21 protein-coding genes, 2 rRNA genes and 1 other RNA gene (1 of these 24 running past the window's edge) are annotated in these 22233 nt (G+C 44.1%); 15 read left to right on the forward strand and 9 right to left on the reverse strand.

What is annotated here, in order from left to right:
- Nucleotides 1-84 precede the first annotated feature (84 nt).
- The 3 genes from IGI78_RS03235 to IGI78_RS03245 all read right to left on the reverse strand — a co-directional run bounded on the left by IGI78_RS03235 (nucleotide 85) and on the right by IGI78_RS03245 (nucleotide 5303).
- Complete coding sequence (locus tag IGI78_RS03235) at nucleotides 85-1587, reverse strand: helix-turn-helix domain-containing protein (RefSeq protein WP_430618431.1); 1503 nt, start codon at nucleotides 1585-1587, stop codon at nucleotides 85-87.
- A 205-nt stretch (nucleotides 1588-1792) separates the two neighbouring features.
- Nucleotides 1793-3577 (reverse strand): ABC transporter ATP-binding protein, encoded by a 1785-nt coding sequence (locus IGI78_RS03240; RefSeq protein ID WP_430618432.1) that lies wholly within the window; start codon nucleotides 3575-3577, stop codon nucleotides 1793-1795.
- The gene (locus IGI78_RS03245; protein ID WP_430618433.1) at nucleotides 3570-5303 is read right to left on the reverse strand and encodes an ABC transporter ATP-binding protein; all 1734 of its coding nucleotides are present in this window, start codon (nucleotides 5301-5303) and stop codon (nucleotides 3570-3572) included. The genes IGI78_RS03240 and IGI78_RS03245 overlap by 8 nt, the downstream gene beginning before the upstream one ends.
- Nucleotides 5304-5408: 105 nt before the next feature.
- Here IGI78_RS03245 and IGI78_RS03250 point away from each other — a divergent pair, with 105 nt between their 5' ends.
- The 6 genes from IGI78_RS03250 (at nucleotide 5409) to ffs (ending at nucleotide 9718) form a co-directional block, all read left to right on the forward strand.
- Complete coding sequence (locus tag IGI78_RS03250) at nucleotides 5409-6212, forward strand: MerR family transcriptional regulator (protein ID WP_252708326.1); 804 nt, start codon at nucleotides 5409-5411, stop codon at nucleotides 6210-6212.
- Nucleotides 6213-6417: 205 nt separating this feature from the next.
- Nucleotides 6418-7053: a YczE/YyaS/YitT family protein gene (locus IGI78_RS03255; protein ID WP_010748831.1), complete on the forward strand. Its 636-nt coding sequence runs from the start codon at nucleotides 6418-6420 to the stop codon at nucleotides 7051-7053.
- Between the two features lie 139 nt (nucleotides 7054-7192).
- Complete coding sequence (locus IGI78_RS03260; RefSeq protein ID WP_142424069.1) at nucleotides 7193-8560, forward strand: RsmB/NOP family class I SAM-dependent RNA methyltransferase; 1368 nt, start codon at nucleotides 7193-7195, stop codon at nucleotides 8558-8560.
- Between the two features lie 68 nt (nucleotides 8561-8628).
- Nucleotides 8629-8964 (forward strand): hypothetical protein, encoded by a 336-nt coding sequence (locus IGI78_RS03265; protein ID WP_005227636.1) that lies wholly within the window; start codon nucleotides 8629-8631, stop codon nucleotides 8962-8964.
- A 131-nt stretch (nucleotides 8965-9095) separates the two neighbouring features.
- On the forward strand, nucleotides 9096-9602 hold the full coding sequence (gene tadA / locus IGI78_RS03270; protein ID WP_081119050.1) for a tRNA adenosine(34) deaminase TadA: 507 nt from the start codon (nucleotides 9096-9098) through the stop codon (nucleotides 9600-9602).
- 29 nt (nucleotides 9603-9631) lie between these two features.
- An RNA gene (gene ffs / locus IGI78_RS03275) (signal recognition particle sRNA small type) lies at nucleotides 9632-9718 on the forward strand.
- 212 nt (nucleotides 9719-9930) lie between these two features.
- Here the strand turns inward: ffs and IGI78_RS03280 are convergent.
- Both IGI78_RS03280 and IGI78_RS03285 read right to left on the reverse strand, forming a co-directional pair.
- Nucleotides 9931-10338 carry a type II toxin-antitoxin system death-on-curing family toxin gene (locus tag IGI78_RS03280; RefSeq protein ID WP_142425529.1) on the reverse strand — a complete coding sequence of 136 codons (408 nt, stop codon included), beginning with the start codon at nucleotides 10336-10338 and terminating at the stop codon, nucleotides 9931-9933.
- Nucleotides 10335-10577: an addiction module antitoxin gene (locus tag IGI78_RS03285; protein WP_005227642.1), complete on the reverse strand. Its 243-nt coding sequence runs from the start codon at nucleotides 10575-10577 to the stop codon at nucleotides 10335-10337. The genes IGI78_RS03280 and IGI78_RS03285 overlap by 4 nt, the downstream gene beginning before the upstream one ends.
- Nucleotides 10578-10903: 326 nt before the next feature.
- Here IGI78_RS03285 and IGI78_RS03290 point away from each other — a divergent pair, with 326 nt between their 5' ends.
- The 4 genes from IGI78_RS03290 to IGI78_RS03305 all read left to right on the forward strand — a co-directional run bounded on the left by IGI78_RS03290 (nucleotide 10904) and on the right by IGI78_RS03305 (nucleotide 14404).
- Nucleotides 10904-12286 (forward strand): bifunctional metallophosphatase/5'-nucleotidase, encoded by a 1383-nt coding sequence (locus IGI78_RS03290; RefSeq protein WP_430618437.1) that lies wholly within the window; start codon nucleotides 10904-10906, stop codon nucleotides 12284-12286.
- A 90-nt stretch (nucleotides 12287-12376) separates the two neighbouring features.
- On the forward strand, nucleotides 12377-12997 hold the full coding sequence (locus tag IGI78_RS03295) for a YutD family protein (protein WP_081119052.1): 621 nt from the start codon (nucleotides 12377-12379) through the stop codon (nucleotides 12995-12997).
- Nucleotide 12998: 1 nt separating this feature from the next.
- Nucleotides 12999-13769 carry a TIGR01457 family HAD-type hydrolase gene (locus tag IGI78_RS03300; protein ID WP_061053784.1) on the forward strand — a complete coding sequence of 257 codons (771 nt, stop codon included), beginning with the start codon at nucleotides 12999-13001 and terminating at the stop codon, nucleotides 13767-13769.
- Nucleotides 13766-14404, forward strand: coding sequence for a TIGR01906 family membrane protein (locus IGI78_RS03305; RefSeq protein WP_430618438.1), 639 nt, complete (start codon nucleotides 13766-13768; stop codon nucleotides 14402-14404). Before IGI78_RS03300 ends, IGI78_RS03305 begins: the two co-directional genes overlap by 4 nt.
- 55 nt (nucleotides 14405-14459) lie before the next feature.
- Here the strand turns inward: IGI78_RS03305 and IGI78_RS03310 are convergent, their stop codons facing one another.
- From IGI78_RS03310 to IGI78_RS03320, 3 genes are all read right to left on the reverse strand, one after another.
- Complete coding sequence (locus IGI78_RS03310; protein WP_005227653.1) at nucleotides 14460-14969, reverse strand: phosphatidylglycerophosphatase A family protein; 510 nt, start codon at nucleotides 14967-14969, stop codon at nucleotides 14460-14462.
- A 76-nt stretch (nucleotides 14970-15045) separates the two neighbouring features.
- Entirely contained in the window at nucleotides 15046-15708 is a 663-nt protein-coding gene (yqeK, locus tag IGI78_RS03315) for a bis(5'-nucleosyl)-tetraphosphatase (symmetrical) YqeK (protein ID WP_430618439.1), read from the reverse strand.
- Between the two features lie 5 nt (nucleotides 15709-15713).
- Nucleotides 15714-16691, reverse strand: a complete 978-nt coding sequence (locus IGI78_RS03320; protein ID WP_008378083.1) for an NAD(P)/FAD-dependent oxidoreductase — start codon at nucleotides 16689-16691, stop codon at nucleotides 15714-15716.
- A gap of 140 nt (nucleotides 16692-16831) precedes the next feature.
- Here IGI78_RS03320 and IGI78_RS03325 point away from each other — a divergent pair, with 140 nt between their 5' ends.
- A complete protein-coding gene (locus IGI78_RS03325; protein WP_005227659.1) occupies nucleotides 16832-17419 on the forward strand; it encodes a peptidylprolyl isomerase in 588 nt (195 codons plus the stop codon).
- A gap of 88 nt (nucleotides 17420-17507) precedes the next feature.
- On the opposite strand, the gene IGI78_RS03330 is transcribed toward IGI78_RS03325, so the two are convergent.
- Nucleotides 17508-18689, reverse strand: a complete 1182-nt coding sequence (locus tag IGI78_RS03330; protein ID WP_081119056.1) for a MalY/PatB family protein — start codon at nucleotides 18687-18689, stop codon at nucleotides 17508-17510.
- 93 nt (nucleotides 18690-18782) lie between these two features.
- Between IGI78_RS03330 and IGI78_RS03335 the strand changes: the two genes are divergently transcribed.
- The 4 genes from IGI78_RS03335 to IGI78_RS03350 form a co-directional block, all read left to right on the forward strand.
- Nucleotides 18783-19163, forward strand: a complete 381-nt coding sequence (locus IGI78_RS03335; protein ID WP_008378090.1) for a CvfD/Ygs/GSP13 family RNA-binding post-transcriptional regulator — start codon at nucleotides 18783-18785, stop codon at nucleotides 19161-19163.
- Between the two features lie 67 nt (nucleotides 19164-19230).
- Complete coding sequence (locus tag IGI78_RS03340) at nucleotides 19231-19593, forward strand: hypothetical protein (protein ID WP_034871858.1); 363 nt, start codon at nucleotides 19231-19233, stop codon at nucleotides 19591-19593.
- A gap of 566 nt (nucleotides 19594-20159) precedes the next feature.
- Nucleotides 20160-21718, forward strand: a 16S ribosomal RNA gene (locus tag IGI78_RS03345).
- Between the two features lie 229 nt (nucleotides 21719-21947).
- Nucleotides 21948-22233 (forward strand): 23S ribosomal RNA (locus IGI78_RS03350) (it continues 2629 nt past the right edge of the window).
- The 16S and 23S rRNA genes sit together here, the layout of an rRNA operon.

The raw sequence follows: 22233 nt of genomic DNA on the forward strand, positions 1-22233 counted from the left end.
TTCAAGCATCAGATGATTAAAAATATTAAACGACTGCCATAAGTTAGCTGTTTAAACTAACTCAGGGCAGTCGTCTTAGTATGCTTAGCCGTTTTTTGATTTACTAGGTGCGATTTTTTTGACATCTTGCAGAGTAAAATTATGGATGATTTTTGGATTGATGGTTTTCAAAAAACTGTTCCAGTCTTCTGCATCTGGAATCGATTTGATTAGGAGGCACTCGACATCCAACAGATAGTCTTCAAGGTATTCAGCGTAATTCGTTACGACAAGATCAACCTTATTTCGTTCAACATAGTCCAAAGAAAATTCACAGGAATCAGGAAAATGCAGAGTATGGTAGCGCCCAAAATATTTGACAGCAAATGCATTAATATGAAGACAGATCAAAGCATCACCTTCTAAGAGAAAGGCGATCCGTCTAGGCGTGCCCCAATACTTTTCCTTCAATCCTTCAAAATATAAGGTGAAACGGGCGCTGATTGCTTCTGCTGCAAAAATAGACTGTTTGAGAAGAAACTGTTTATTTTCCTCATACTCCACTGGGTATTGATTTTGAGCGTAGACCGTGATTTCTTCCATACTTCGATTATAGGTCGGAGAAATCAGTTGTTTGATTTTTTCTGTAATGAAGAAAGAGTGCAGAAAAACGAAATCGCGTGTCTTTTCATGGTCTGATATTTGTTGGAGCTGGCAAAACTGGATCGTTAGCCCTTTTAACTCAGGCCAATGATCAAAGCGGTTGACGAATGAAATCTCAGCAAGATAGTTTTTTATGCCACGGTTGCTTGCCACAAGTGCAAAAAGATAGACCAACTCATCTAATGGTAAAGTCAAGGAGAAGGTGGTTTGTATACGCTGATTGAGGCGTTGGAACTCTTGGAAGAATTCATCTGCTAAGACGATTCTTTTTAAATCTTCCGATAAAGCAACGGATTCCCCAGCTTGATAGCGTTCAAGGATAATATACAACCAATAACTGATATACCAAAAGGAAGAGGTGTTGTTGGTTTCACCACGAATCGTTTGAAAAAAATCTAAGACAATATTTTGGACAGCAATCGTTGGGCGAACGGTATGAGGGGTAGCGTCAGACTCGTAATAAAAGGTATGAAAGAATTTGCGAATATCTGTTTCTGATCCAATGAGGCGGAAATTTTTATGATCGACTGACAATTGAAAGGGAACCAGTGCTTTTTCAAAAAGTGATAAATAGCGCAAAAGTGAACTTTCAGAAACGTAAAAATACGCTGCCCATTCAGAAACGGACCGATACTCTCCTTTAAATTGATGCTCGAGAATAGCGAATAATGGTTCATTTTGAAGGAGTGCTCGTTTTAGTTCAATGTATTCTTTCGGCCGAACTTCATGAAAAGAATAGCCATTCGGGGTGGACTCGATCATCATCGTATCCCCAAAATAGCTCCTCAACTCCTCAATATCATAAATGATCGTGCGCCGAGAACGCTGCACAGCTTCTGACAACTCACGATTGGAAAGGGTCTTGTGTCGTTCCAAAAGATTTAATAGTTTCAACCAGCGATTTGTAGTAGCAGAGGTAATAAATGCCATTTGAAAATTTTTCATGATCAGCACTCCCATATGGTCTGTTTGATGGATCGTTTCTCACGTCTGATTATCAGATATTGGTAGGAGCAACGCAAGGGAAATGATTTTCTGGAGACCTATCATGGGCGATTCTTGAGAATGAACAGAAGGTCATTTTGCAATATAAGTAAAAGGGACAGTGCAGCGATTTGTTTTCAAAATCGTTGCATTGTCCCTTTTTTCATCAAGCAGTTGCAAACTGGCTGTTATATAGTTGGGCGTAAAGTGAATCTTGTGCCAGCAATTCTGTATGGGAACCTTTTTCGACGACAGAGCCGTCTTTCATTACTAAGATCAAGTCGGCATTTTTGATGGTAGAAAGACGATGGGCGATGATAAAGCTGGTTCGTCCTTGGGTCAAACGATCCATCGCCGTTTGGATCATTTGTTCCGTCCGTGTGTCGACACTGGAGGTGGCTTCATCAAGGATCAGGATCGTTGGGTCTGCTAAAATCGCCCGGGCGATCGTCAATAATTGTTGTTGTCCTTGAGACAGTTCGCTTTCGGAGCCAATGACGGTATCATAACCGTTGGGCAGGGTCCGCACGAAGTGGTCGCATTGGGCGGCTTTGGCGGCAGCCAAGATGTCTTCTCGAGTGGCATCGGGATTGCCATAAGCGATATTTTCAGCGATGGTTCCTTGGAACAGCCACGTATCTTGCAGCACCATACCAAATTTTTTCCGTACTGCCGGTGCCGAAAAGGACATCATGTCTTGATCGTCCAGCAAGATCTTCCCACCATTCAATGGATAAAAGCGCATCAAAAGATTGATCATGGTAGTTTTTCCAGCACCTGTTGGTCCGACGATCGCGACCGTTTGTTTTGGTTTGACGGAAAATTCGACGTTTTCCATCAAGAGCTTTTCCTTGTTGTAGCCAAAGGAGACGTGTTGAAAATCGATTTTTCCTTTGATGGTTTGTGGAACTGGCAGTTGCTGGGTCGCTGTTTCTTCTTCAGGATAATCAAGGATCTCAAAAATTCGTTCGAGAGATGCTAAGGCACTTTGCAAGGTATTCATAATATAAGAAGCTTGCGTGATCGGTTCAGACACTTGGTTGATGTATTGCAGATAGGCTTGTACGAGACCAATGGATAATTGCCCTTGCAACACCATCAGACCACCAACGACGGCACTTAAGATAAAGCCAATTTGATTGATAAAGCGCACGAAAGGATTGATCGCTGCACTGACGAACTGTGCTTTTCGAAAGGCTTTAAATTGGGCTTCGCTCAATTCCGCCATTTCCGCTTCAACGGCAACTTGCTGGTTGTAGGATTTGATCAGCGGATTTGCGGTATAAAACTCTTCCGCACGACTGCTGACAGCACCTAATGTTTCTTGGTTTTTGGTAAAGTAGCTCAAGTTTTTTCGTGCGAGAACGGTAGTCACAAAAGCACTCAAAAGCAAAATCAGGACCACACCGATCGTCAGTAATGGGCTGAGATAAAGCATGGCGATCAAGCCGAAGGTAATGCTGATAGTTGCCGTGATCAACTGCATCAAACCGACTTGCAAGACTTCGGATACTTTATCTAAATCGAGAATCACTCGGCTTAAAATATCGCCAGTATGATGTTTGTCGTAAAAACTGATAGGCAGGCGATTGAATTTGTCACTGATTTGTTTGCGTAAAGTCAAGGTCAGGGTTTCACTGACACTGGCCATCGTATACTCTTGCAGCAAGGAAAAGAGACTGATCAAAAGCCACGTTCCCGCTAATAGGACGACTGGACCTAAAATACTTTGCAAAAAATCATTGATCTGCCAGCCTTCTTGTTGAAACAAGGCAATCAGATTATCCAGTCCACGCCCCAAGATCAAAGGGGCGATGGACATCAGTAAGGAAAAGAACAAGGCGGAAGCGATAATCAGTAGAAAGCGGGCTTTTTGTTCCATCAGCAAACGCAGCAAACGTCGGCTTGTATGTTTCATGTTTTTTGGTGTATCCATTGTTTGTTTACTCATCCTTCATTCCTCCCATTCCTTGAGATGAGGCAAACTCTTGATAAGTTTGGCAATTGCGTAATAATTCTTCGTGGGTTCCTTTACCGACCATTTTGCCGTTATCTAAAACAATGATTTGATCGGCATTTTTGACGGTCGATACCCGTTGAGCCACGATAATGACGGCGGCATCTTTCGTGTATTCTTTCAATGCACGCCGCAAGTTGGCGTCTGTTTGATAATCCAAAGCAGAAAAGCTGTCGTCAAAGAAGTAGATTTCTGCGGGCTTTGTCAACGCTCGGGCAATACTCAATCGTTGCTTTTGACCGCCAGAGAAATTGCTGCCTTTTTGAGCAACTGGACTTTCATAACCTTCAGGCAAGCCTTCGATAAATGACTTGGCTTGAGCAACTTCAGCAGCTTTTGCCATCGCCTCATGGGTTGCTGGACGATTGCCGAAACGCAGGGTTTCTTGAATCGTGCCGCTAAGCAAGAGCGCTTTTTGCGGGACATAACTAATTTGGTCCCGTAATTCGGCTTGTGAGATCTCTTTGATGTTACGGTCAAAAAGTGTGATCGAACCAGCAGTCACATCTTTGAAACGCAACAGCGCTTTGGCGATGGTGCTTTTGCCAGAGCCAGTTCCGCCAACGATCGCTGTCGTTTTGCCTCGGTGGATCTCGAAGCTGATCTCTTCTAAGACAGGTTCTTCGGCGCCTTCATACGTAAATTGCACCTGATTGAAAGCGGCGATCGCTTCAGACACGGCGGCCTTGTTCAAGGTTTGGTCACCGTCGATCAAATCAATTGGTTCTTCTAACACTTCTTCGATCCGTTGCAAGGAAGTCAAGCCTTTAGGTACCATCACAATCACCATCGCTGCCATGGTCAAAAACCAAAGACTCAGGATCGTGTATTCGATGATGGCAGTAATACTACCAATAGCAAGATGGCCCTGCAGACTTTGATAGCCGCCGTAGACAAGGATGGTCGAAATCGAGAGTCCCATTACTAAATTGACGGTTGGATTCAAGACAGCAAAGAGGCGATTGACTTGGATCATGGTTTTCGCATATTCCGTCAAGGTTTGATCTGTCCGTTCTTTTTCGTAAGCTGCTTTGTCGAATGCTCGAATCACCCGAGCGCCGGTAAAGGTTTCTCGTAAGATCCGCATCATTTTATCGACTAGCTTTTGCGTGATTTGTGATAATGGGATCGCTTTGCGGATCACTCCATAAGCGATCATTGAAAAACATAGGATCGCTACGATTGGGACCCAAATCATCCGCAAAGAGACGGTGCCGGTTAGAAAAATTGAAGCTGCGACGATCATTGGGGCTGGCAAAATCATTTGCAACGCCATCATCAAAATTTGTTGGATGTTGTTGATGTCGCTGGTGGTACGTGCCAGCAAAGTGGGCGTACCATAGCCATCAACAGCGGATACAGAGAGTTCCTGTGTTTTTTTGAAAAGGCGCATCCGTAAAAAATGCCCGAATTTTCCTGAAAGGTGGGCAGATAAATAACTACCGCCTACCGAGACGATCACGGTGCCGATGGCAATGGCAAACATCCACCAGCCATTGTGCCAAATGGCCGTCGTGTCGACTTTCAAGATCCCTTCATCAATGATTTTTGCCAAAAAATACGGCAACAAGAGTGTGCCGAAGGATTGGACCAGCATCAAAAGAAATAAACTGAAAAAGAAGCGTCGTTCTTCTTTATAAAATAACTGTAATTGTTTCATGATTTCCCTCCAAAAATGTTGTTCTATGGTAGAATAAACTGTAACGTAACGTTACAGTCAAGCAAGGAGTGAAATTTTTTGAAAAAACAATTGACCATCAGTGAGATGTCCGCTTATGCCGGTGTGAGTCGGCGTACATTGATTTATTATGATCAGATCGATCTGTTCAAACCTCATTCAATAGGTGACAATGGCTATCGCTATTACGGCTTTGAACAATGTCTTGAGTTAGACGTGATTTTGATGTTGCGTTCTTTAGATATGCCCTTGCAAGACATTCGCCAATTTTTGAAAAACCGCAACCCGGAATACACCCAAAAGGAACTTGTGGAACGGCGAGGAGAAGTCCGTGACAAAATCGCAGCGCTACAAGAATTGGAACGAACTTTTGATCGCTATATTCAACGCTATGAAAAAGTACAGGAAGCTGATTTTGAGACCTTTACGATAGCGCATCATAAAGCAGAGGCGTTTATCGTTTCTGAAGAGATCGCCGGCGATGATCCAGAATCTGCATATCAAGTGTACGCTCGTTTTTATCCATTAGTGGATTATAAAGATGCCTTCAGTGGCTACCCCATTGGCTTTTTAAGTGCCGGAACGACGTTGGAGGATCAGACTTTTCACGCATCTCCTTATCGGGCATTGATCTTGATTCCCCAAGATCGGCTACATCTCTATCCGGAAAAGCTGATTATCACACGTCCCGCTGGTACATATGTGTCTGGGTTTGTCAGTGAAGGAGAAGAACAAATTGCCGCTTTTACCCACCGCATCCAAGCCTTTCTAAAAGAGAAGCAGTTGAAGATCGATGGCGATGTTTGGGAATTGTTATGGCAAGATGAAGTCTTTACCACACAAAAAGAATTGCAGATATTTGAAGTGATGGTTCCAGTGAAGCCAGAGTAGTGGAACGTGCAACCTTAGTATGAAGGAAACGAAAATCAAAATACTTAATAACAATGGTTGTTGCCACTGGCTTTTCAATAGAAGCAAAGGAGATGACTAAGACAGATCCCTTCCCTACAAAGGGCCCTGTGAAGCGTTGAAATTCCCATTTTCCTTTTTTCTCGTTATACTTGAAAGAACAGATGAGAAAAAAGGAGAAATTTTAATGAAAAAAGAAACAGGATTACGCTCGCTGTATGCGTTGATTGGTGTCGCCATTTTAGGATTTGGGGCGGCATTGCTGCGGGTCGGCGGAGTGGGGCTAGACCCATACACAGCAGCCAATATCGGTGTCGGTGAGCTGCTAGGGTTATCCCTTGGGGTCTATCAATTGATGATCAATATCGCTGTCCTAGTATTGATTTTTATCTTTGGCCGTCGCCATATCGGTATAGGTACGGTCATCAATATGGTGCTGACAGGATTCTTCATCGACTTTTATACCAATGTTTTTGATTGGTTATCCGTCGGTCCGAATAATTGGTGGCAGCAAGGTTTGTTCTTGTTGATCGGGATCATCTTCTTTACCTTCGGAGCTTCATTCTATATGTCAGCGAATTTGGGCAGCGCCCCCTATGACGCGATCGCCCCAACCATCGTCGATCAGACGAAAGCTAATTATCGAGTGGTGCGGGTGATTCAAGACGTTGCCTTTGCCTTGATTGGACTCTTTACAGGCGGACCAATCGGGATCGGAACCTTCATCAGTGCCTTTTTAGTGGGCCCACTGATCAAATTCTGGGACAACCGTGTCTCTCAGCCATTCATCGAAAGCAGTGTCAAAAAAGCGATTTTTAAATAAAAAAGGTCTGCAGCAAAGAGAAGTCGAGGCGATTTAGTCGCCCACTTCACTCAGCTGCAGTTTTTTTGCCATTTGATCAAGGAATTCTTGCATAATTGCTTCTCAGTCGCTAGAATAAAAAAGCCGAGGAGGGGTAAGTATGCAATTACCAACACCATTTATTGAAAAATACCAACGGTTGCTAGGAGAAGAAGCATCAGCTTTTTTTACCGCTTTAACCGATAATCAGCCAGTCAAAGGCTTTCGCTTGAATATTGCTAAGCCGCACGCACAAGCGATGCTGGCAAAATATGGGCCAGCTGCTGTACCCGCCCCCTATGCAGAAGCGGCTTATATTGGCGAAGTCAAAGGCCGTTCGCTGCTCCATCAAGCTGGCTATGTCTACAGTCAAGAACCTAGTGCGATGATCGTAGCAACGATCGCAGCCGCTCAACCAGGGGAGCGGGTCTTAGATTTATGTGCGGCACCAGGGGGCAAAACAACGCAGCTGGCAAGCCAATTACAAGGAAAAGGGCTGCTTGTAGCAAATGAGATTTTCCCCAAGCGTGCCAAAATCTTATCAGAAAATGTGGAGCGTTGGGGCTTTCCAAATGTAGTCGTCACCAATCAGGCGCCGCAAGAATTGAGCCGCCATTTTCCTCAGTTTTTTGACAAGATCGTGGTGGACGCCCCATGTTCTGGTGAAGGGATGTTTCGTAAAGATCCCGTCGCCTTAGAAGAATGGCAAGCAGATACACCTGAGCAGTGTGCGATCAGGCAAAAAGACATTTTGGCACAAGCCGTTGCGATGCTAAAACCGGGGGGCCAGCTGATCTATTCCACCTGTACCTTTGCCCCAGAAGAAAACGAAGCGATGATGGCTTGGTTAATGGAGGAGTATCCCTTCGCGATCGAAGCGATCGACTTGGACAATGTATCTCATGGGCGCAGCGAGTGGGGAGAGGCACCTGGGATCGAGAAAACCATCCGCTTATGGCCGCATTTAAACCAAGGAGAAGGTCATTTCGCTGCGAAATTGACCTCCCAAGCAGAAGCAGCGCCAGTGAAAAAGAAGAAAAAAGGCAAAGGAGCGACAGCTAAGAGCCCATTAGATGCAGCGACTCAAAAGTTGTGGCAAGCCTTTCGCAAGGTTTTTCCTTTTTTACAGGCACTGAATGCGACGCCACAGCTGCTAGGTGAAAACCTCTGGCTCGTTCCTGAAGAAATGCCTTCTTTAAAAGGGATCAAGTTTATGCGCCCAGGTTTGCATGTCGGCGTCGTTAAGAAGAATCGGATCGAGCCAAGTTATGCGTTGGCATTGGCGATCCATGCAGAAGAAGGGGCACCGACAGTGCCGATCACTTTGCCGCAATGGCAGCAGTATGTGGCAGGTGAAACCTTGAGTGTGCCAGGAAATGCTGGGTGGGTGATTTTGATAGTCGATGAGATCCCAGTCGGTTTTGGAAAACAAGTCCAAGGAACCGTGAAAAACTTCTTTCCTAAAGGATTAAGATTCAAAGCGATTTAAACGAAATAGTGTTTTTATTTCAGTCCTCGTGCTATGATGGAAGTAGCAAAATAAGGGAGCTGATCGATATGAAAACATCATCAAAAGTAACGATTGGATTAAGCATTGCAGCGATCGCTGGGATCACTACTGCCGTCGTTGTATCAGACAAAGTATTCAATAAAGTACGCTTCGCTTGCAACCGACACAAAGTAAAGAAATTTGTCGATGACAAATTCAACGGCAATGAAAAATTGCTGGATGTCGTAGACGGCTTGTCTGACAATGAATTGGATTCGTTGTTAGGTGTGATGAAAAAAGTCAATGAGGGCCGCAACAAAATCTCTGTTTACGGAGACAACATCAAAGATTCGACAGAACATGTCAAAGACAAGTTGACGAGCTTTGTTGATTCCGTCTTTTAAGCCAATCATTCCATTTGAAACTCGCAGGGACATCGGTCTTTGCGAGTTTTTCTCGTCTTTCTGAGCGTTTTTCGTTATACTAACAAGGAAATGCACACAATGGTGCGAGGTAGAGGAGTGAAAGAGAAGTCGTGGAAAAAACAAGTACCTTGACTGCCGAGGAAAAAGCCTTTTTTATGGAAGAAGCAATCAAAGAAGCCCGAAAAGCAGAAGGTTTGGCAGAAGTACCGATCGGTGCTGTTGTCGTCTTGGATGGCAAAGTCATTGGTCGTGGGCACAATCTACGAGAAACGCAGCAACAAGCCGCAGCGCATGCGGAGATGTTTGCGATCGAAGAAGCCTGTCGCACGGTCGGAAGTTGGCGCTTAGAACAAGCGCAGCTGTTTGTGACCTTGGAACCATGCCCGATGTGCAGTGGAGCGATGTTATTGGCGCGGGTGGAAGAAGTGTATTTTGGTGCCTACGATCCCAAAGGCGGCACTGCCGGTACATTGATGAATCTATTGGAAGATGAGCGCTTCAACCATTGGTCCTATGTGGAAGGCGGCATTTTAGAAGAAGCATGTGGACAGCTGCTAACAGATTTTTTCCGAGCATTACGAGAAAAGAAAAAACAAAAAAAGGCTGGCAATCTCTAACGAAATACGTTATACTAAGTTTTGCCGAAAGGCTAGGACAATGGAGGTCTTGTGAAGCGTGTCAGATCCGGAAGGAAGCAGCACTAAGCAGGATTCTCCATGTGTCTGATTGAAAAACTGCTTGTTTTGAAGAAAGCAGTAGTACTAATTGAATCGATGACCATTCAAACCTGAGACAGACTGTCTTAGGTTTTTTTATTGTCTGAAAGTCTTTAGTTGAGTCTTCTCTTTGATAAATTTTCATGATCAATTTTTAGCCAATCTAGTAAAAAGTGAATCACGATTGTTTGATTGTAGGTGAAGAATTGCTGATTAGCTAGTTACTTTTTTACGACTTTCTTGTGTATTTTCGAAGGTAGTCAGAGGTTGATCGTCTTAAAGTATCAAATTTATTTTCGTCATATTTCGCAATGTGCACCAGAAATGCAATCGTTTGATTTTGTTCGAAAAAAGTTTCATAGTGGTTAAGCTTGAAAAAAACATCCGTTGCCATGAAAGCCGTTCGTTTATTGGCATTATGAAAGGGATGTTTTTTGATTAAGTTGATTAGAAGGATTGCAGCTTTTTCCTCCATTGAGGGATATAATTCTTTTGAAAAAACGATTTGTTGCGGTTGTTTTACAGCCATGGCTAATCCAGATGGATCACGCAAGCCGATCTCTTCATTTGGTGTTTGACTTTTGATAAGCACGACATTCATTTTTATGATTTGTTTTTCTGATAAGTAGATTGTCAATGATTTGCGAGCTCCTTATACATCTCTTCATATTGAGAAAAAGATTGATCGATTAAACGATTGATTTCGAGTTCCTGCTCAGAAGGTAATGACTTTTTCGTGATTGCAGCAGCTAATTTGTCTTCATCAACAAATACGTAATCATTTTCTTGAATTCCTATTTTTTCTAATAATTCTTTCGATAATGTTAAAACAACTGAATTTCCGCTCTTTCTAATTTTTCGTTCTTGAATACTCACTTTACATCTCCTCCTTATATCGTATGTACAGTATATACGATAAACGAGAATTACTCAATAATTGTATGATCGTATGTTAGTGCTATATATTTTGGATCGTATTTGCTTGGAAAAAAATCATTCCAACAATTGAGCAAAACATGGCGGTACTTTTTGACAAATGACTGTCTATTTATTCCATTCTTTTCCAAGCATTCCAATGGTTTCCCAGAGATTTTATGCTATGCTTATTTTGTAGAGAATTCCGTCGTCTTTCTGCTGGCAATCCTTGATGCCAAGAGAAACGGATAGTGATTTCAGGCGACGTATTTGAAAAGAGGCGCACAATGGAGAAAATTACGATTATCCATACCAACGATCTGCATTCCCACCTAGAACATTGGCCGAAGATGCGGCGTTATTTGGATCAAAGAAAACGAGAAGCGGATACGACCGAAGAGACAGTGATCGCGGTCGACTTAGGCGACTTTGTCGATCGCTGGCATCCTTTGACAGAAGCAACTGACGGCAAGGCGAATGTCGATTTGATGAATCAAGGACATTACGATGCGGTGACGATTGGGAACAATGAAGGGGTCGGCAATCCCAAAGAGGTCTTGCAGCATCTATATGACCAAGCAGAATTTCCTGTCATTTTAGGCAATTTATTTGATAAACAGGATTTGCGTCCACCCAAATGGGCACAAGAATACAAAATCATGGAAAGCAATCAAGGCGCCAAAATCGGCTTGATCGCTTTTACGGCACCGTTTCCGCTAACATATGCCCCCAACGGCTGGGACATCCGCGAACCCTTGGAGATTTTGCCTTCATTGGTGCAGCATTTGCGCCCCGAGGTCGATCTGCTGGTCTTGATGAGCCATCTAGGCATCAATGCTGACCGCCAGATTGCGAGGGATTTTCCAGAACTAGATGTTATATTAGGTTCCCACACGCACCATTTGTTTGAAAATGGCGAAGTCATCAATGGGGTTCAAATTGGTGCAGCTGGCAAGTTTGGTTTTAACATTGGCGAAGTCGAAGTGGTCTTAGATGATCACCATCGCCCAATCAAGCATCGCGCACGTGTGATTCCGACTGATTCGCTGGTGGCTTTTCCGCAAGATGAGGAAGAGATCGCCGAATATCTATCGATCGGTCATCGCTTGTTGCGGGCAAATCAGGTGGCAGAAATTCCAGCAGCGTTTACGAGGGATTGGCAAAGTCAACATTCCTTGGTTCGGGAGGCGCTTTTGGCATTATGTGCCAAAGGACAAACGGAGGCCGCCATCTTAAATACGGGGCTATTTTTAGATGATTTGCCGCAAGGACGGGTTGATCAAGATCAGCTGCACACGATTTTGCCCCATCCGATGCATTTGATTCGGGTGACGTTGCAAGGCGCGGATGTCATTCGATTGTTCTTAGAGATGGAAAAAAATCGCAACTTTTTGCGCAATTTCCCAATTATGGGAATGGGTTTTCGAGGGAAGATTTTTGGTGAACTGGTTTATGAAGGCATCCGCTTTGATGAAAAAAACCACCAAGTATTGTGGAAACAAGAGCCCGTCGATCCTGCTCAAAGCTACACGTTGACCCTTGTGGATCACTACTTGTTTATTCCGTTTTTCCCGACGATCGAGATTGCTGGAACCGTTGAGTTTCTTTTTCCAGACTTTATTCGCACAGTGGTCGGAGATTACCTGAGTCAGAAATACCCCATTCAGTAGTTCGTCACTTCTCCAGCTGGTTTTTGCGAGAAAACCGCGACTATCATTGGGGAATAAAACAAGGTATAATAAACAGCAGGTGGTGAAAAAATGACCGAAAAACAAACGATCACAGATGAAATGACATCTGTACTAGAAGAAATTATTGAAGAACCAGCGAAACAACCGCAAAAAGGCGAGTTGGTGACTTTGTTAAATGATGAAGAATTAATGATTGGCAATCGACAATACAAACTGGTCATGGATTATCGTGAAGGCTTCAATCCAGAAAAGCTTGGCGAGCGTTACAGTGAAGTGTTGGCACGTTATGACTATATCGTAGGGGATTGGGGTTATGAGCAGCTGCGTTTGAAAGGCTTTTTTGAAAAGGATAACCGCAAAGCATTACCCGATCAGCGTATCGACATGCTGGAAGACTATTTGTATGAGTATTGCAACTTCGGTTGTGCCTATTTTGTGATCCAACGAGTTGGCGGCAAGAAAGAAAAAAGTACCTCCCGCCGACGCAAGAAAAAGCCAACCCAAAACAATCAAAATCAAAATACACAACAAAACGCCCATATAGAAGAAAAGCGTGACGCAGTACCGCAGAAAAAAAGCAAACCAACGATCAAAAATCGTAAACCAAAAGAAAAGAACGTCAAAAAAACCGAAACAACTACGGTGAAAAAAGGCAAAAAAGAGTTTACGATTCGACAAAGGGAAGAATAAGATGAAATATAAAGGCTATTTGATTGATTTAGACGGTACGATTTACTTAGGAAAAGAGCCGATCCCTGCTGGGAAACGCTTCGTAGAGTCCTTACAAGAAAAAGGACTGCCCTATTTATTTGTGACCAATAATACGACCCGCAGTCCCGAAGTCGTGGCGCAGCGATTGGCGGATGAATTTTCGATCCATGTGGCACCAGAAACGATCTATACCGCAAGCTTGGCAACGATCGATTTTATGAAAGACCATGGCAAAGGCCGCAAAGTGTTTGTGATCGGCGAAGCGGGGTTGATCGATTTGATCTTAGCTGCTGGGTTTGAGTGGGAAGAAACCAATCCGGATTATGTCGTGGTTGGTTTAGACAACCACGTGACCTATGAAAAATTTGTTTTAGCAACGTTAGCGATCCAAAAAGGAGCAACCTTTATCGGGACCAATCCCGACAAAAATATCCCGACGGAAAGAGGCTTGTTGCCAGGTGCGGGTTCACTGATTGCAATGGTGGAGACTGCCACCCAAACGCAACCGATTTTTATTGGCAAACCAGAAGCCATCATTATGGAAAAAGCGGTGGCACACATCGGCTTATCAAAAGAAGAGGTCTTGATGGTGGGGGACAATTATGAAACGGATATTCGCTCGGGGATCCAAAACGGGATCGATTCTTTGCTCGTATTATCTGGCTTTACCCCGAAAGCGGCAGTTCCGACATTACCAGTAGCACCAACCTATGTGGTTGATTCTTTAGATGAGTGGGATTTTGAACAATGAAAAAACAAGTGTGGCTTGAACGCTTAGGATTTGTCTGCTTGTTTTTGTTTTTGGTCAGTCTAGCGATCACCCTAACGATCAATTTTCGACCGTTATATTGGTTTGATGTCGATCACTTAAATCTGCTGGATTATACCTCGCTAACAAGAGAAGAGTTGTTGAAGAACTATGGCTTATTGTTAGATTTTCTAAACAATCCCTTTGCAAGTACGCTCGCCTTGCCCGATTTTCCAATGTCTGAAGCTGGCGCTGGGCATTTTTACGATGTGAAGCAGTTGTTTCTATTAAATTATGCCGTGATGATCGTCACGGTGCTGCCGAGTATCTGGTTCGTCAATCGGTTACGGCAAAAACAACAGCAATGGCGCTTGATTCGTCCCTTTCAATGGGGGATGATTTTGCCGCTGATTTTCGGGTTTTTGATGGCTGTCGGCTTTGACCGCTTTTTTGTTACGTTCCATGAGATTTTCTTCAGTAACGACGATTGGCTCTTTAATCCAGCCACCGATCCGATCATCAACGTGCTGCCAGAAACGTTTTTCATGCATTGCTTTATTCTCTTTTTCGTCTTGATTGAAGTCTTCTTTTTTGCCTTCTATTGGTGGGGGAAACGAGGCTTGAAAAAAAAAGCGTAATGAAAAAAGATCAACGATCCACTTCCTTTGAGAGAGGTGAATCGTTGGTCTTTTTTTATTGCGTAATGTAATGAGATTTACTTGGGTGTTGATGGGCTAAGCGACTTGCGGCAGAAGCGGCGATGGCACCTACGATATCATCTAAAAAGGTGTGAACGCGGGGACCGTCGTGCTTGTTCAGTTCTTTCAAAATGCCTGGTTTGACTTTATCAATGTATCCGTAGTTAGTAAAGCCGATGGAGCCGTACACGTTGACGATGGATAGTGCGAGGATCTCATCGATCCCATAAAGCCCTTCGTCTTCTTTGACGATTTCTTGCAGTGGATGCAGCAGTTGATTTTCTTCTGCCAAAATATCTAACTGAACACCCGTTAAAATCGTGTTGTGGACTTCCCGCTTGCTTAAGACAGCGTTGACGCTTTCGATACACATCTCCAAGGTGATGCCTTCAATGTAGTCTTTTTGCAAAAACATCACCAATTCGCCGATGTCTTGCAGTGAGACACCGCGGTCGGCCAACAATTCTCTTGCTTTGTCTTCAAGTGTTTTGCTTTCTAATACCATATAGTTCCCCTCCATGTAAAAATAGTTTATTCAAAAGTCAACATGCGACTGATGGATTGCAATCATAAGTTGTGCCCTATTCCAGTTGCAGCCCATGCCGTTTGGGTTTAGTCCCTTCTGACATTAAGGTGTTTGCTAATTTTGCTTTGGCTGCCACTGCCCAAGGATGGGGGACCACTAAGTCACCGGCAAAGAGCCAGTCCATATAATAGCCAGCGGCAGATTCCAAGGAATCATCGAGGCGCTCTAATAAACCGGTTAAGAAAGGTGCTTGGTCTTTGCGATCCCATTTGATTTTGTCGGCTAAAAAAACGATCAGATCGAGACGACTATATTGGGCCTTTAAGGTGGTATGACAGCTGATGGCGGACAGAATCTCTGGGTCAGACACCTGAAAAACCGTTTTTGCCAACAAAGCGGATTGCTGCTGATGCAGCAAAAAAGGTGCTTGCCGCTCCGCGTCTAAGATCGGTTCGCCTACCGCTATCTGCAAGGCGATTCGCTGGTCATTAGGGATGACGACGCTGACATCGTGCAGCAGTCCTGCTGAGTAAGCTTTGTCCGCGTTGACTTGAAACCGTTCTGCCAATCCTTTGGCTTCTTGGGCAACGGCTAGATTGTGGACCGCCGTTTCGGCATGATCGAAGGCTTCCAGATACTGAACCATTTGCTCAGTGAGGGTCTTCCCCTGTAAAGGGAGAGTATAGGTGGCAAGTTGACGTTGACCAGCTTGTTTCATCTCAGCTACTCCTTAAAAAGACTCGTACTGTGGGCGGGTTGCGTCCGCGTTTTGGGATCAATGTAATGGAGCGCATTGTTCACCGCAGTTGGGGCTTCCCCGAAACCAGTAGCGATGAGGTCGACTTTTCCATCGTATAAAACGACATCCCCACAGCCATAGATCCCAGGAACAGACGTGCTCATATCTGAAGAGACGAAGACTCCTTGGCGGCTGCTTTTCATGCCCCAATCCTTGATGTTCAATGTGGAAGAAAAACCGTAATTGACGATCAAAGCATCCAATGAAAGGCTGACCGTTTCATCACCCTTGACTTGCTGCAACGAGACACCAGTCAAACGTTGCTCTCCTTGGAGCTCTTGGATCACATAAGGAGTCAAAATGTTGACGGCAGAAGCCTGTAATTTGCTGACGCTATGTTCATGGGCACGAAATTCAGGACGGCGATGGATCAAGTAGACTTCACTAGCGATTGGCTCCAGCATCAATGCCCAATCGATGGCAGAATCGCCGCCACCGGCGATCGCTACTTTGCGTCCAGCATACTTCATCAAATCGGTGACAAAATAGTCTAAGCCGTATCCTTCAAACCGCTCGCTTTCTGGCAAAGTCAGTTTGCGCGGCTGGAAGGAGCCGTTTCCTAAAGCCAAAATCACGGCTTTCGAGTAATGGATTCCTTTGTCGGTAGTGACTTCGATATAGTCTTCTTGTTTTTCGACCGACAAGACGGTTTCTTCTAAACAATATTGGTGATTGAAGGTCGTCAACTGTTTTTCCAGGTTTTGGACAAGATCGCCCGCTTTGATTTTCGGATAACCTGGGATATCGTAGATGTATTTTTCTGGGTATAAAGTAGCAAGCTGACCGCCTAATTGCGGCAAGCTGTCGATGATCTTAGTTTTGGCGTTACGCATGCCGGCATAGAAAGCAGAAAACATCCCGCTAGGTCCGGCGCCGATAATCGTTATATCAAAAATATCCATGTTATTCCTCTTTTCTAACCACGTTGGGGTGAAGCATGTTCGTGTTGTACGAATAGCTTCATTATAGCAAAAATTATCCAAACTAGCATTTTTTCAATTTTCTGCTATCATGGATTTATGAGAGAGAAGGAGGAGTTAATGTGTCTGAATTTCCACAGTTAGCATTAGAAAAACAAACTGGCCATAAAGCAGTCATCAAAACCAATCGTGGGGATGTAGTTGTACAATTGTTCCCAGAATTGGCACCAAAAACAGTCAAAAACTTCGTTGAATTAGCGAAAAAAGGGTATTACGATGGGATCATCTTCCACCGTGTCATTCCTGATTTTATGATTCAAGGTGGCGATCCAACTGGTACAGGAATGGGCGGCGAAAGCATCTATGGCGGCAGCTTTGAAGATGAATTTTCAAAAGAATTGTTCAATCTTCGTGGCGCTTTATCCATGGCAAACGCTGGTCCGAATACTAACGGCAGCCAGTTTTTCATCGTAAACAATCAAAATGTTCCTAGCAACATGTTAGGTCAATTAGAAGGTGCTGGTTATCCAGCTGAAATCATCGAAGCGTATCAAGCAGGTGGTACTCCTTGGTTAGATTTCCGTCACACAGTCTTTGGTCATGTGATCGAAGGAATGTCAGTCGTTGATGAAATCGCTGGCGTGCAACGGGGACCACAAGATCGTCCAGTGCATGATGTAGTGATCGAAACGATCGAAATCAGCGAATAAAACAAAAGAACCCAAAGCAGTTTCAACGGTCATCCTCAAGGAGATCGTTGAAATGGTAGCTTTAGGGTTCTTTTTTCATAAGAAAGAGTTAACCGATCGGTTGGTCTTTAAACGCGGCGGCGATTTGATTGAGTGCTTTTTCTAATAGCTCTTTAGGACAGGCAAAGTTCAGCCGCATATGGTGACTGCCGTGGGGACCAAAGATATTTCCTTGATTCAATACGACATTGGCTTCTTTAATCAGTTTTCTTTGTAGCTGATTATCCGTTAGGCCATAGGCAGAAAAATCCAGCCAGATCAAATAAGTACCTTCGGGCTTTTGAAACGTCACTGCTGGGAGTTGTTCAGTCAAAAAGTCGCAGACAAAGGTGCGATTTGCTTCTAAGTAGGACAATAGTTCTTCTAACCATGCTTCAGATTCACGATACGCTGCTTCAGTAGCGACCAAACCAAACGTATTGATTTCCCCTTGAACGTTACGTTCCTGTGTTTTTGCAAATTGGCTGCGCAAGGTTTGGTCTTTGATAAATACCATCGAATTTTTGATCCCAGCTAAATTAAAAGTCTTGGTTGCTGAAGTCAAAATGATCGAAAAATCGGCAAAGCTTGGCTCGACTGTTTGGAAAGAGACAAAGTGATTTGGCGCAAAAACGATGTCTTGATGGATCTCATCACTGACAACGACCACCTGATGCTTTTGACAAATACGGCCGATCGTCAGCAGTTCTTCTTTTGACCACACGCGACCGCCAGGATTATGAGGATTACATAGAAGAAACAATTTTACCTTCTTTTCGATGATGGTTTGTTCCATCGCCTCAAAATCGATGACGAAGTGGCCATCTTTTTCCAGTAACGGTTCTTGAATTAAGGTACGCTGATTGTTTTTGACAACCTGGGCAAAGGGATGGTAGACCGGATCGTGGATCAGTACGGCATCTCCTTCTTGGGTGTAACTTTGGATCGCCAGGGCAATACTAGGGACGACACCGCTATTAAAAAGAATCGCTTCTTTATTGATGGTATAGCCATGACGTCTTTGCTGCCAATCAATGATGGAATCAAGCAGCGAATCAGGAACGATGGAATAGCCATAGATCCCTTGGGCAACTGCTTTTTCTAACGCTTTTTTCACAGGTTCTGGTGCCAGAAAATCCATATCAGCTACCCAAAGTGGCAGCAGGTTTTCTTCCTTGTAGGTTTTTGCAATGGTGTCCCATTTAACGCTATTGGTGTTTAAGCGGGGATGGACTTTGTCAAAATTGATCATGCGTTTCCCTCCTATATTGTGTAACGTTGTTTCTGATGCTTCAAATCTACCACTAGTTCAAGTATAATGAAAGTGGAAAAGAGAGGAAAGACTATGAATTATCAAATCGGGAACATTATAGAAGGAACAGTCACTGGGATTCAACCTTATGGTGCATTTGTTTCGTTAGATAAAGAAACGCAAGGCTTGATCCATGTTTCAGAGATCCAATCCGGGTTTACTAAAAATATCCATGAAGTCTTACAGATCGGCCAAAAAATCCGTGTACAAATCATTGATATTGACGAATACAGCCAAAAGATCAGTTTGTCCCGCCGTACATTGGAAACAAGTTTTGTTCAGCCACCCTTTAAGCGTAAACGCTACTTTACAAATAAGAATAAGCGGATTGGTTTCCGTACGGTTGGAGAAGCTTTACCAGTGTGGGTGAAAGAAGCTAAAGAAATGTTAGAAAAAGAAAACAGCAACAGATAATCGTGCATATTTTCTGAAAATGTGCTAAAATTAGTTTACAAACAGATGAATAACTGAGGTGGGTATTTTGGGATCCAAAAAAGTAGCGGGTACAGTTATGATGCACTTAGCAAATGGTTCGAAACGATTTTTGATGCAAATACACGAAGGCACTGCGGAATTAGCGTCAACGGATTTTTCTGAAGATAAAACCGGCTTGGCTACGATCTTACAATTGTTTAAAGACCGTATCCACCTTGATGTGACAGCGATCGAACTCGTTGAACTCACAAATGGCAACATTGATACGCAAAACATTCCTTTATTTGTTTTTGAAACACAAGAAGCAGGACAAACGCAACAGCTGCCAGAAGGGTATGCGTGGGAAGAGCCCAATATCTTTCGTAAGATCATCGAAGACTATAAGATTGAAGGCGTTCCGTTCTTTTAGCACCTGTATACTAGTGAAAAGCCTGAAGACCGTTATGACGGTCTTTTTTTATTGAAAACTTTTTGTAAATAAAATGAAATATTTCCTTGACCTGAGTCAAGAAGAATGGTAAATTAGTCAACGTTGGCAATTGAGTCAGCGGGTCAAAAATGCTTTTGAAAAAACTTCAAAAAAAGACTTGACCAAAAATGAAACAGATGATATTATAACGAAGTCGCGATTTTAAAAAAGTTAATCGATGTTGATACATCAACAAAATTAATTGAAAAAAGTTGTTGACAAATAACAAATCATTTGTTATTCTAATAAAGTCGCTGAGACAGCCGCTACGAAGTTGAAAAACAACGAGCGAAAAAAACTTTTAAAAAAAGAGTTGACAATCAAACGTCGCTCTGATATGATATAAAAGTTGCTAACACAGCACGGTAGACCTTTGAAAACTGAACAAAGCAAGCAAACGAACCAATGTGTAGGACGTTTCAATTTATTGAAACAAATACATGCAAGCAATAGCTAGCAAAGTTAATTTTTATGAGCTTAATGACCGTATGGTCATTCAAACAAATCATTATGAGAGTTTGATCCTGGCTCAGGACGAACGCTGGCGGCGTGCCTAATACATGCAAGTCGAACGCTTTTTCTTTCACCGGAGCTTGCTCCATCGAAAGAAAAAGAGTGGCGAACGGGTGAGTAACACGTGGGTAACCTGCCCATCAGAAGGGGATAACACTTGGAAACAGGTGCTAATACCGTATAACACTATTTTCCGCATGGAAGAAAGTTGAAAGGCGCTTTTGCGTCACTGATGGATGGACCCGCGGTGCATTAGCTAGTTGGTGAGGTAACGGCTCACCAAGGCAACGATGCATAGCCGACCTGAGAGGGTGATCGGCCACACTGGGACTGAGACACGGCCCAGACTCCTACGGGAGGCAGCAGTAGGGAATCTTCGGCAATGGACGAAAGTCTGACCGAGCAACGCCGCGTGAGTGAAGAAGGTTTTCGGATCGTAAAACTCTGTTGTTAGAGAAGAACAAGGATGAGAGTAAAATGTTCATCCCTTGACGGTATCTAACCAGAAAGCCACGGCTAACTACGTGCCAGCAGCCGCGGTAATACGTAGGTGGCAAGCGTTGTCCGGATTTATTGGGCGTAAAGCGAGCGCAGGCGGTTTCTTAAGTCTGATGTGAAAGCCCCCGGCTCAACCGGGGAGGGTCATTGGAAACTGGGAGACTTGAGTGCAGAAGAGGAGAGTGGAATTCCATGTGTAGCGGTGAAATGCGTAGATATATGGAGGAACACCAGTGGCGAAGGCGGCTCTCTGGTCTGTAACTGACGCTGAGGCTCGAAAGCGTGGGGAGCGAACAGGATTAGATACCCTGGTAGTCCACGCCGTAAACGATGAGTGCTAAGTGTTGGAGGGTTTCCGCCCTTCAGTGCTGCAGCAAACGCATTAAGCACTCCGCCTGGGGAGTACGACCGCAAGGTTGAAACTCAAAGGAATTGACGGGGGCCCGCACAAGCGGTGGAGCATGTGGTTTAATTCGAAGCAACGCGAAGAACCTTACCAGGTCTTGACATCCTTTGACCACTCTAGAGATAGAGCTTCCCCTTCGGGGGCAAAGTGACAGGTGGTGCATGGTTGTCGTCAGCTCGTGTCGTGAGATGTTGGGTTAAGTCCCGCAACGAGCGCAACCCTTATTGTTAGTTGCCATCATTTAGTTGGGCACTCTAGCGAGACTGCCGGTGACAAACCGGAGGAAGGTGGGGATGACGTCAAATCATCATGCCCCTTATGACCTGGGCTACACACGTGCTACAATGGGAAGTACAACGAGTTGCGAAGTCGCGAGGCTAAGCTAATCTCTTAAAGCTTCTCTCAGTTCGGATTGTAGGCTGCAACTCGCCTACATGAAGCCGGAATCGCTAGTAATCGCGGATCAGCACGCCGCGGTGAATACGTTCCCGGGCCTTGTACACACCGCCCGTCACACCACGAGAGTTTGTAACACCCGAAGTCGGTGAGGTAACCTTTTGGAGCCAGCCGCCTAAGGTGGGATAGATGATTGGGGTGAAGTCGTAACAAGGTAGCCGTATCGGAAGGTGCGGCTGGATCACCTCCTTTCTAAGGAATATTTCGGAAGACTACACATCGTTTGCCTTTGTTCAGTTTTGAGAGGTTTACTCTCAAACAAAATTTGTTCATTGAAAACTGGATATCGAAGAAAGAATCAAAACAAGTAACACACACCGAGTTGAAATGTTAAAAGAGTTTTTTAATAAGTTCAACGCTTATTTTCTTGAGCAACCTTCTATCGCTAGAAGAAGTACTCAAAACCGACCGTAAGGTCAAAGGTTAAGTGAATAAGGGCGCACGGTGGATGCCTTGGCACTAGGAGCCGATGAAGGACGGGACTAACACCGATATGCTTTGGGGAGCTGTAAGTAAGCTATGATCCAGAGATTTCCGAATGGGGGAACCCAGCATCTTTTATAGGATGTTACGTCTGCGTGAATACATAGCGCAGTCGAGGTAGACGCAGAGAACTGAAACATCTAAGTACCTGCAGGAAGAGAAAGAAAATTCGATTCCCTGAGTAGCGGCGAGCGAAACGGGAAAAGCCCAAACCAACAAGCTTG

It is taken from the genome of Enterococcus sp. DIV1767 (assembly GCF_050542585.1).
Lineage (GTDB): Bacteria > Bacillota > Bacilli > Lactobacillales > Enterococcaceae > Enterococcus_D > Enterococcus_D innesii.

Bases quoted from the DNA above. Each gene is read 5' to 3' on its own strand.
- IGI78_RS03235 (WP_430618431.1), bottom strand. From the start codon at position 1,587: ATGAAAAATTTTCAAATGGCATTTATTACCTCTGCTACTACAAATCGC.
- IGI78_RS03240 (WP_430618432.1), bottom strand. From the start codon at position 3,577: ATGAGTAAACAAACAATGGATACACCAAAAAACATGAAACATACAAGC.
- IGI78_RS03245 (WP_430618433.1), bottom strand. From the start codon at position 5,303: ATGAAACAATTACAGTTATTTTATAAAGAAGAACGACGCTTCTTTTTC.
- IGI78_RS03250 (WP_252708326.1), top strand. From the start codon at position 5,409: ATGTCCGCTTATGCCGGTGTGAGTCGGCGTACATTGATTTATTATGAT.
- IGI78_RS03255 (WP_010748831.1), top strand. From the start codon at position 6,418: ATGAAAAAAGAAACAGGATTACGCTCGCTGTATGCGTTGATTGGTGTC.
- IGI78_RS03260 (WP_142424069.1), top strand. From the start codon at position 7,193: ATGCAATTACCAACACCATTTATTGAAAAATACCAACGGTTGCTAGGA.
- IGI78_RS03265 (WP_005227636.1), top strand. From the start codon at position 8,629: ATGAAAACATCATCAAAAGTAACGATTGGATTAAGCATTGCAGCGATC.
- IGI78_RS03290 (WP_430618437.1), top strand. From the start codon at position 10,904: ATGGAGAAAATTACGATTATCCATACCAACGATCTGCATTCCCACCTA.
- IGI78_RS03295 (WP_081119052.1), top strand. From the start codon at position 12,377: ATGACCGAAAAACAAACGATCACAGATGAAATGACATCTGTACTAGAA.
- IGI78_RS03300 (WP_061053784.1), top strand. From the start codon at position 12,999: ATGAAATATAAAGGCTATTTGATTGATTTAGACGGTACGATTTACTTA.
- IGI78_RS03305 (WP_430618438.1), top strand. From the start codon at position 13,766: ATGAAAAAACAAGTGTGGCTTGAACGCTTAGGATTTGTCTGCTTGTTT.
- IGI78_RS03310 (WP_005227653.1), bottom strand. From the start codon at position 14,969: ATGGTATTAGAAAGCAAAACACTTGAAGACAAAGCAAGAGAATTGTTG.
- yqeK (WP_430618439.1), bottom strand. From the start codon at position 15,708: ATGAAACAAGCTGGTCAACGTCAACTTGCCACCTATACTCTCCCTTTA.
- IGI78_RS03320 (WP_008378083.1), bottom strand. From the start codon at position 16,691: ATGGATATTTTTGATATAACGATTATCGGCGCCGGACCTAGCGGGATG.
- IGI78_RS03330 (WP_081119056.1), bottom strand. From the start codon at position 18,689: ATGATCAATTTTGACAAAGTCCATCCCCGCTTAAACACCAATAGCGTT.
- IGI78_RS03335 (WP_008378090.1), top strand. From the start codon at position 18,783: ATGAATTATCAAATCGGGAACATTATAGAAGGAACAGTCACTGGGATT.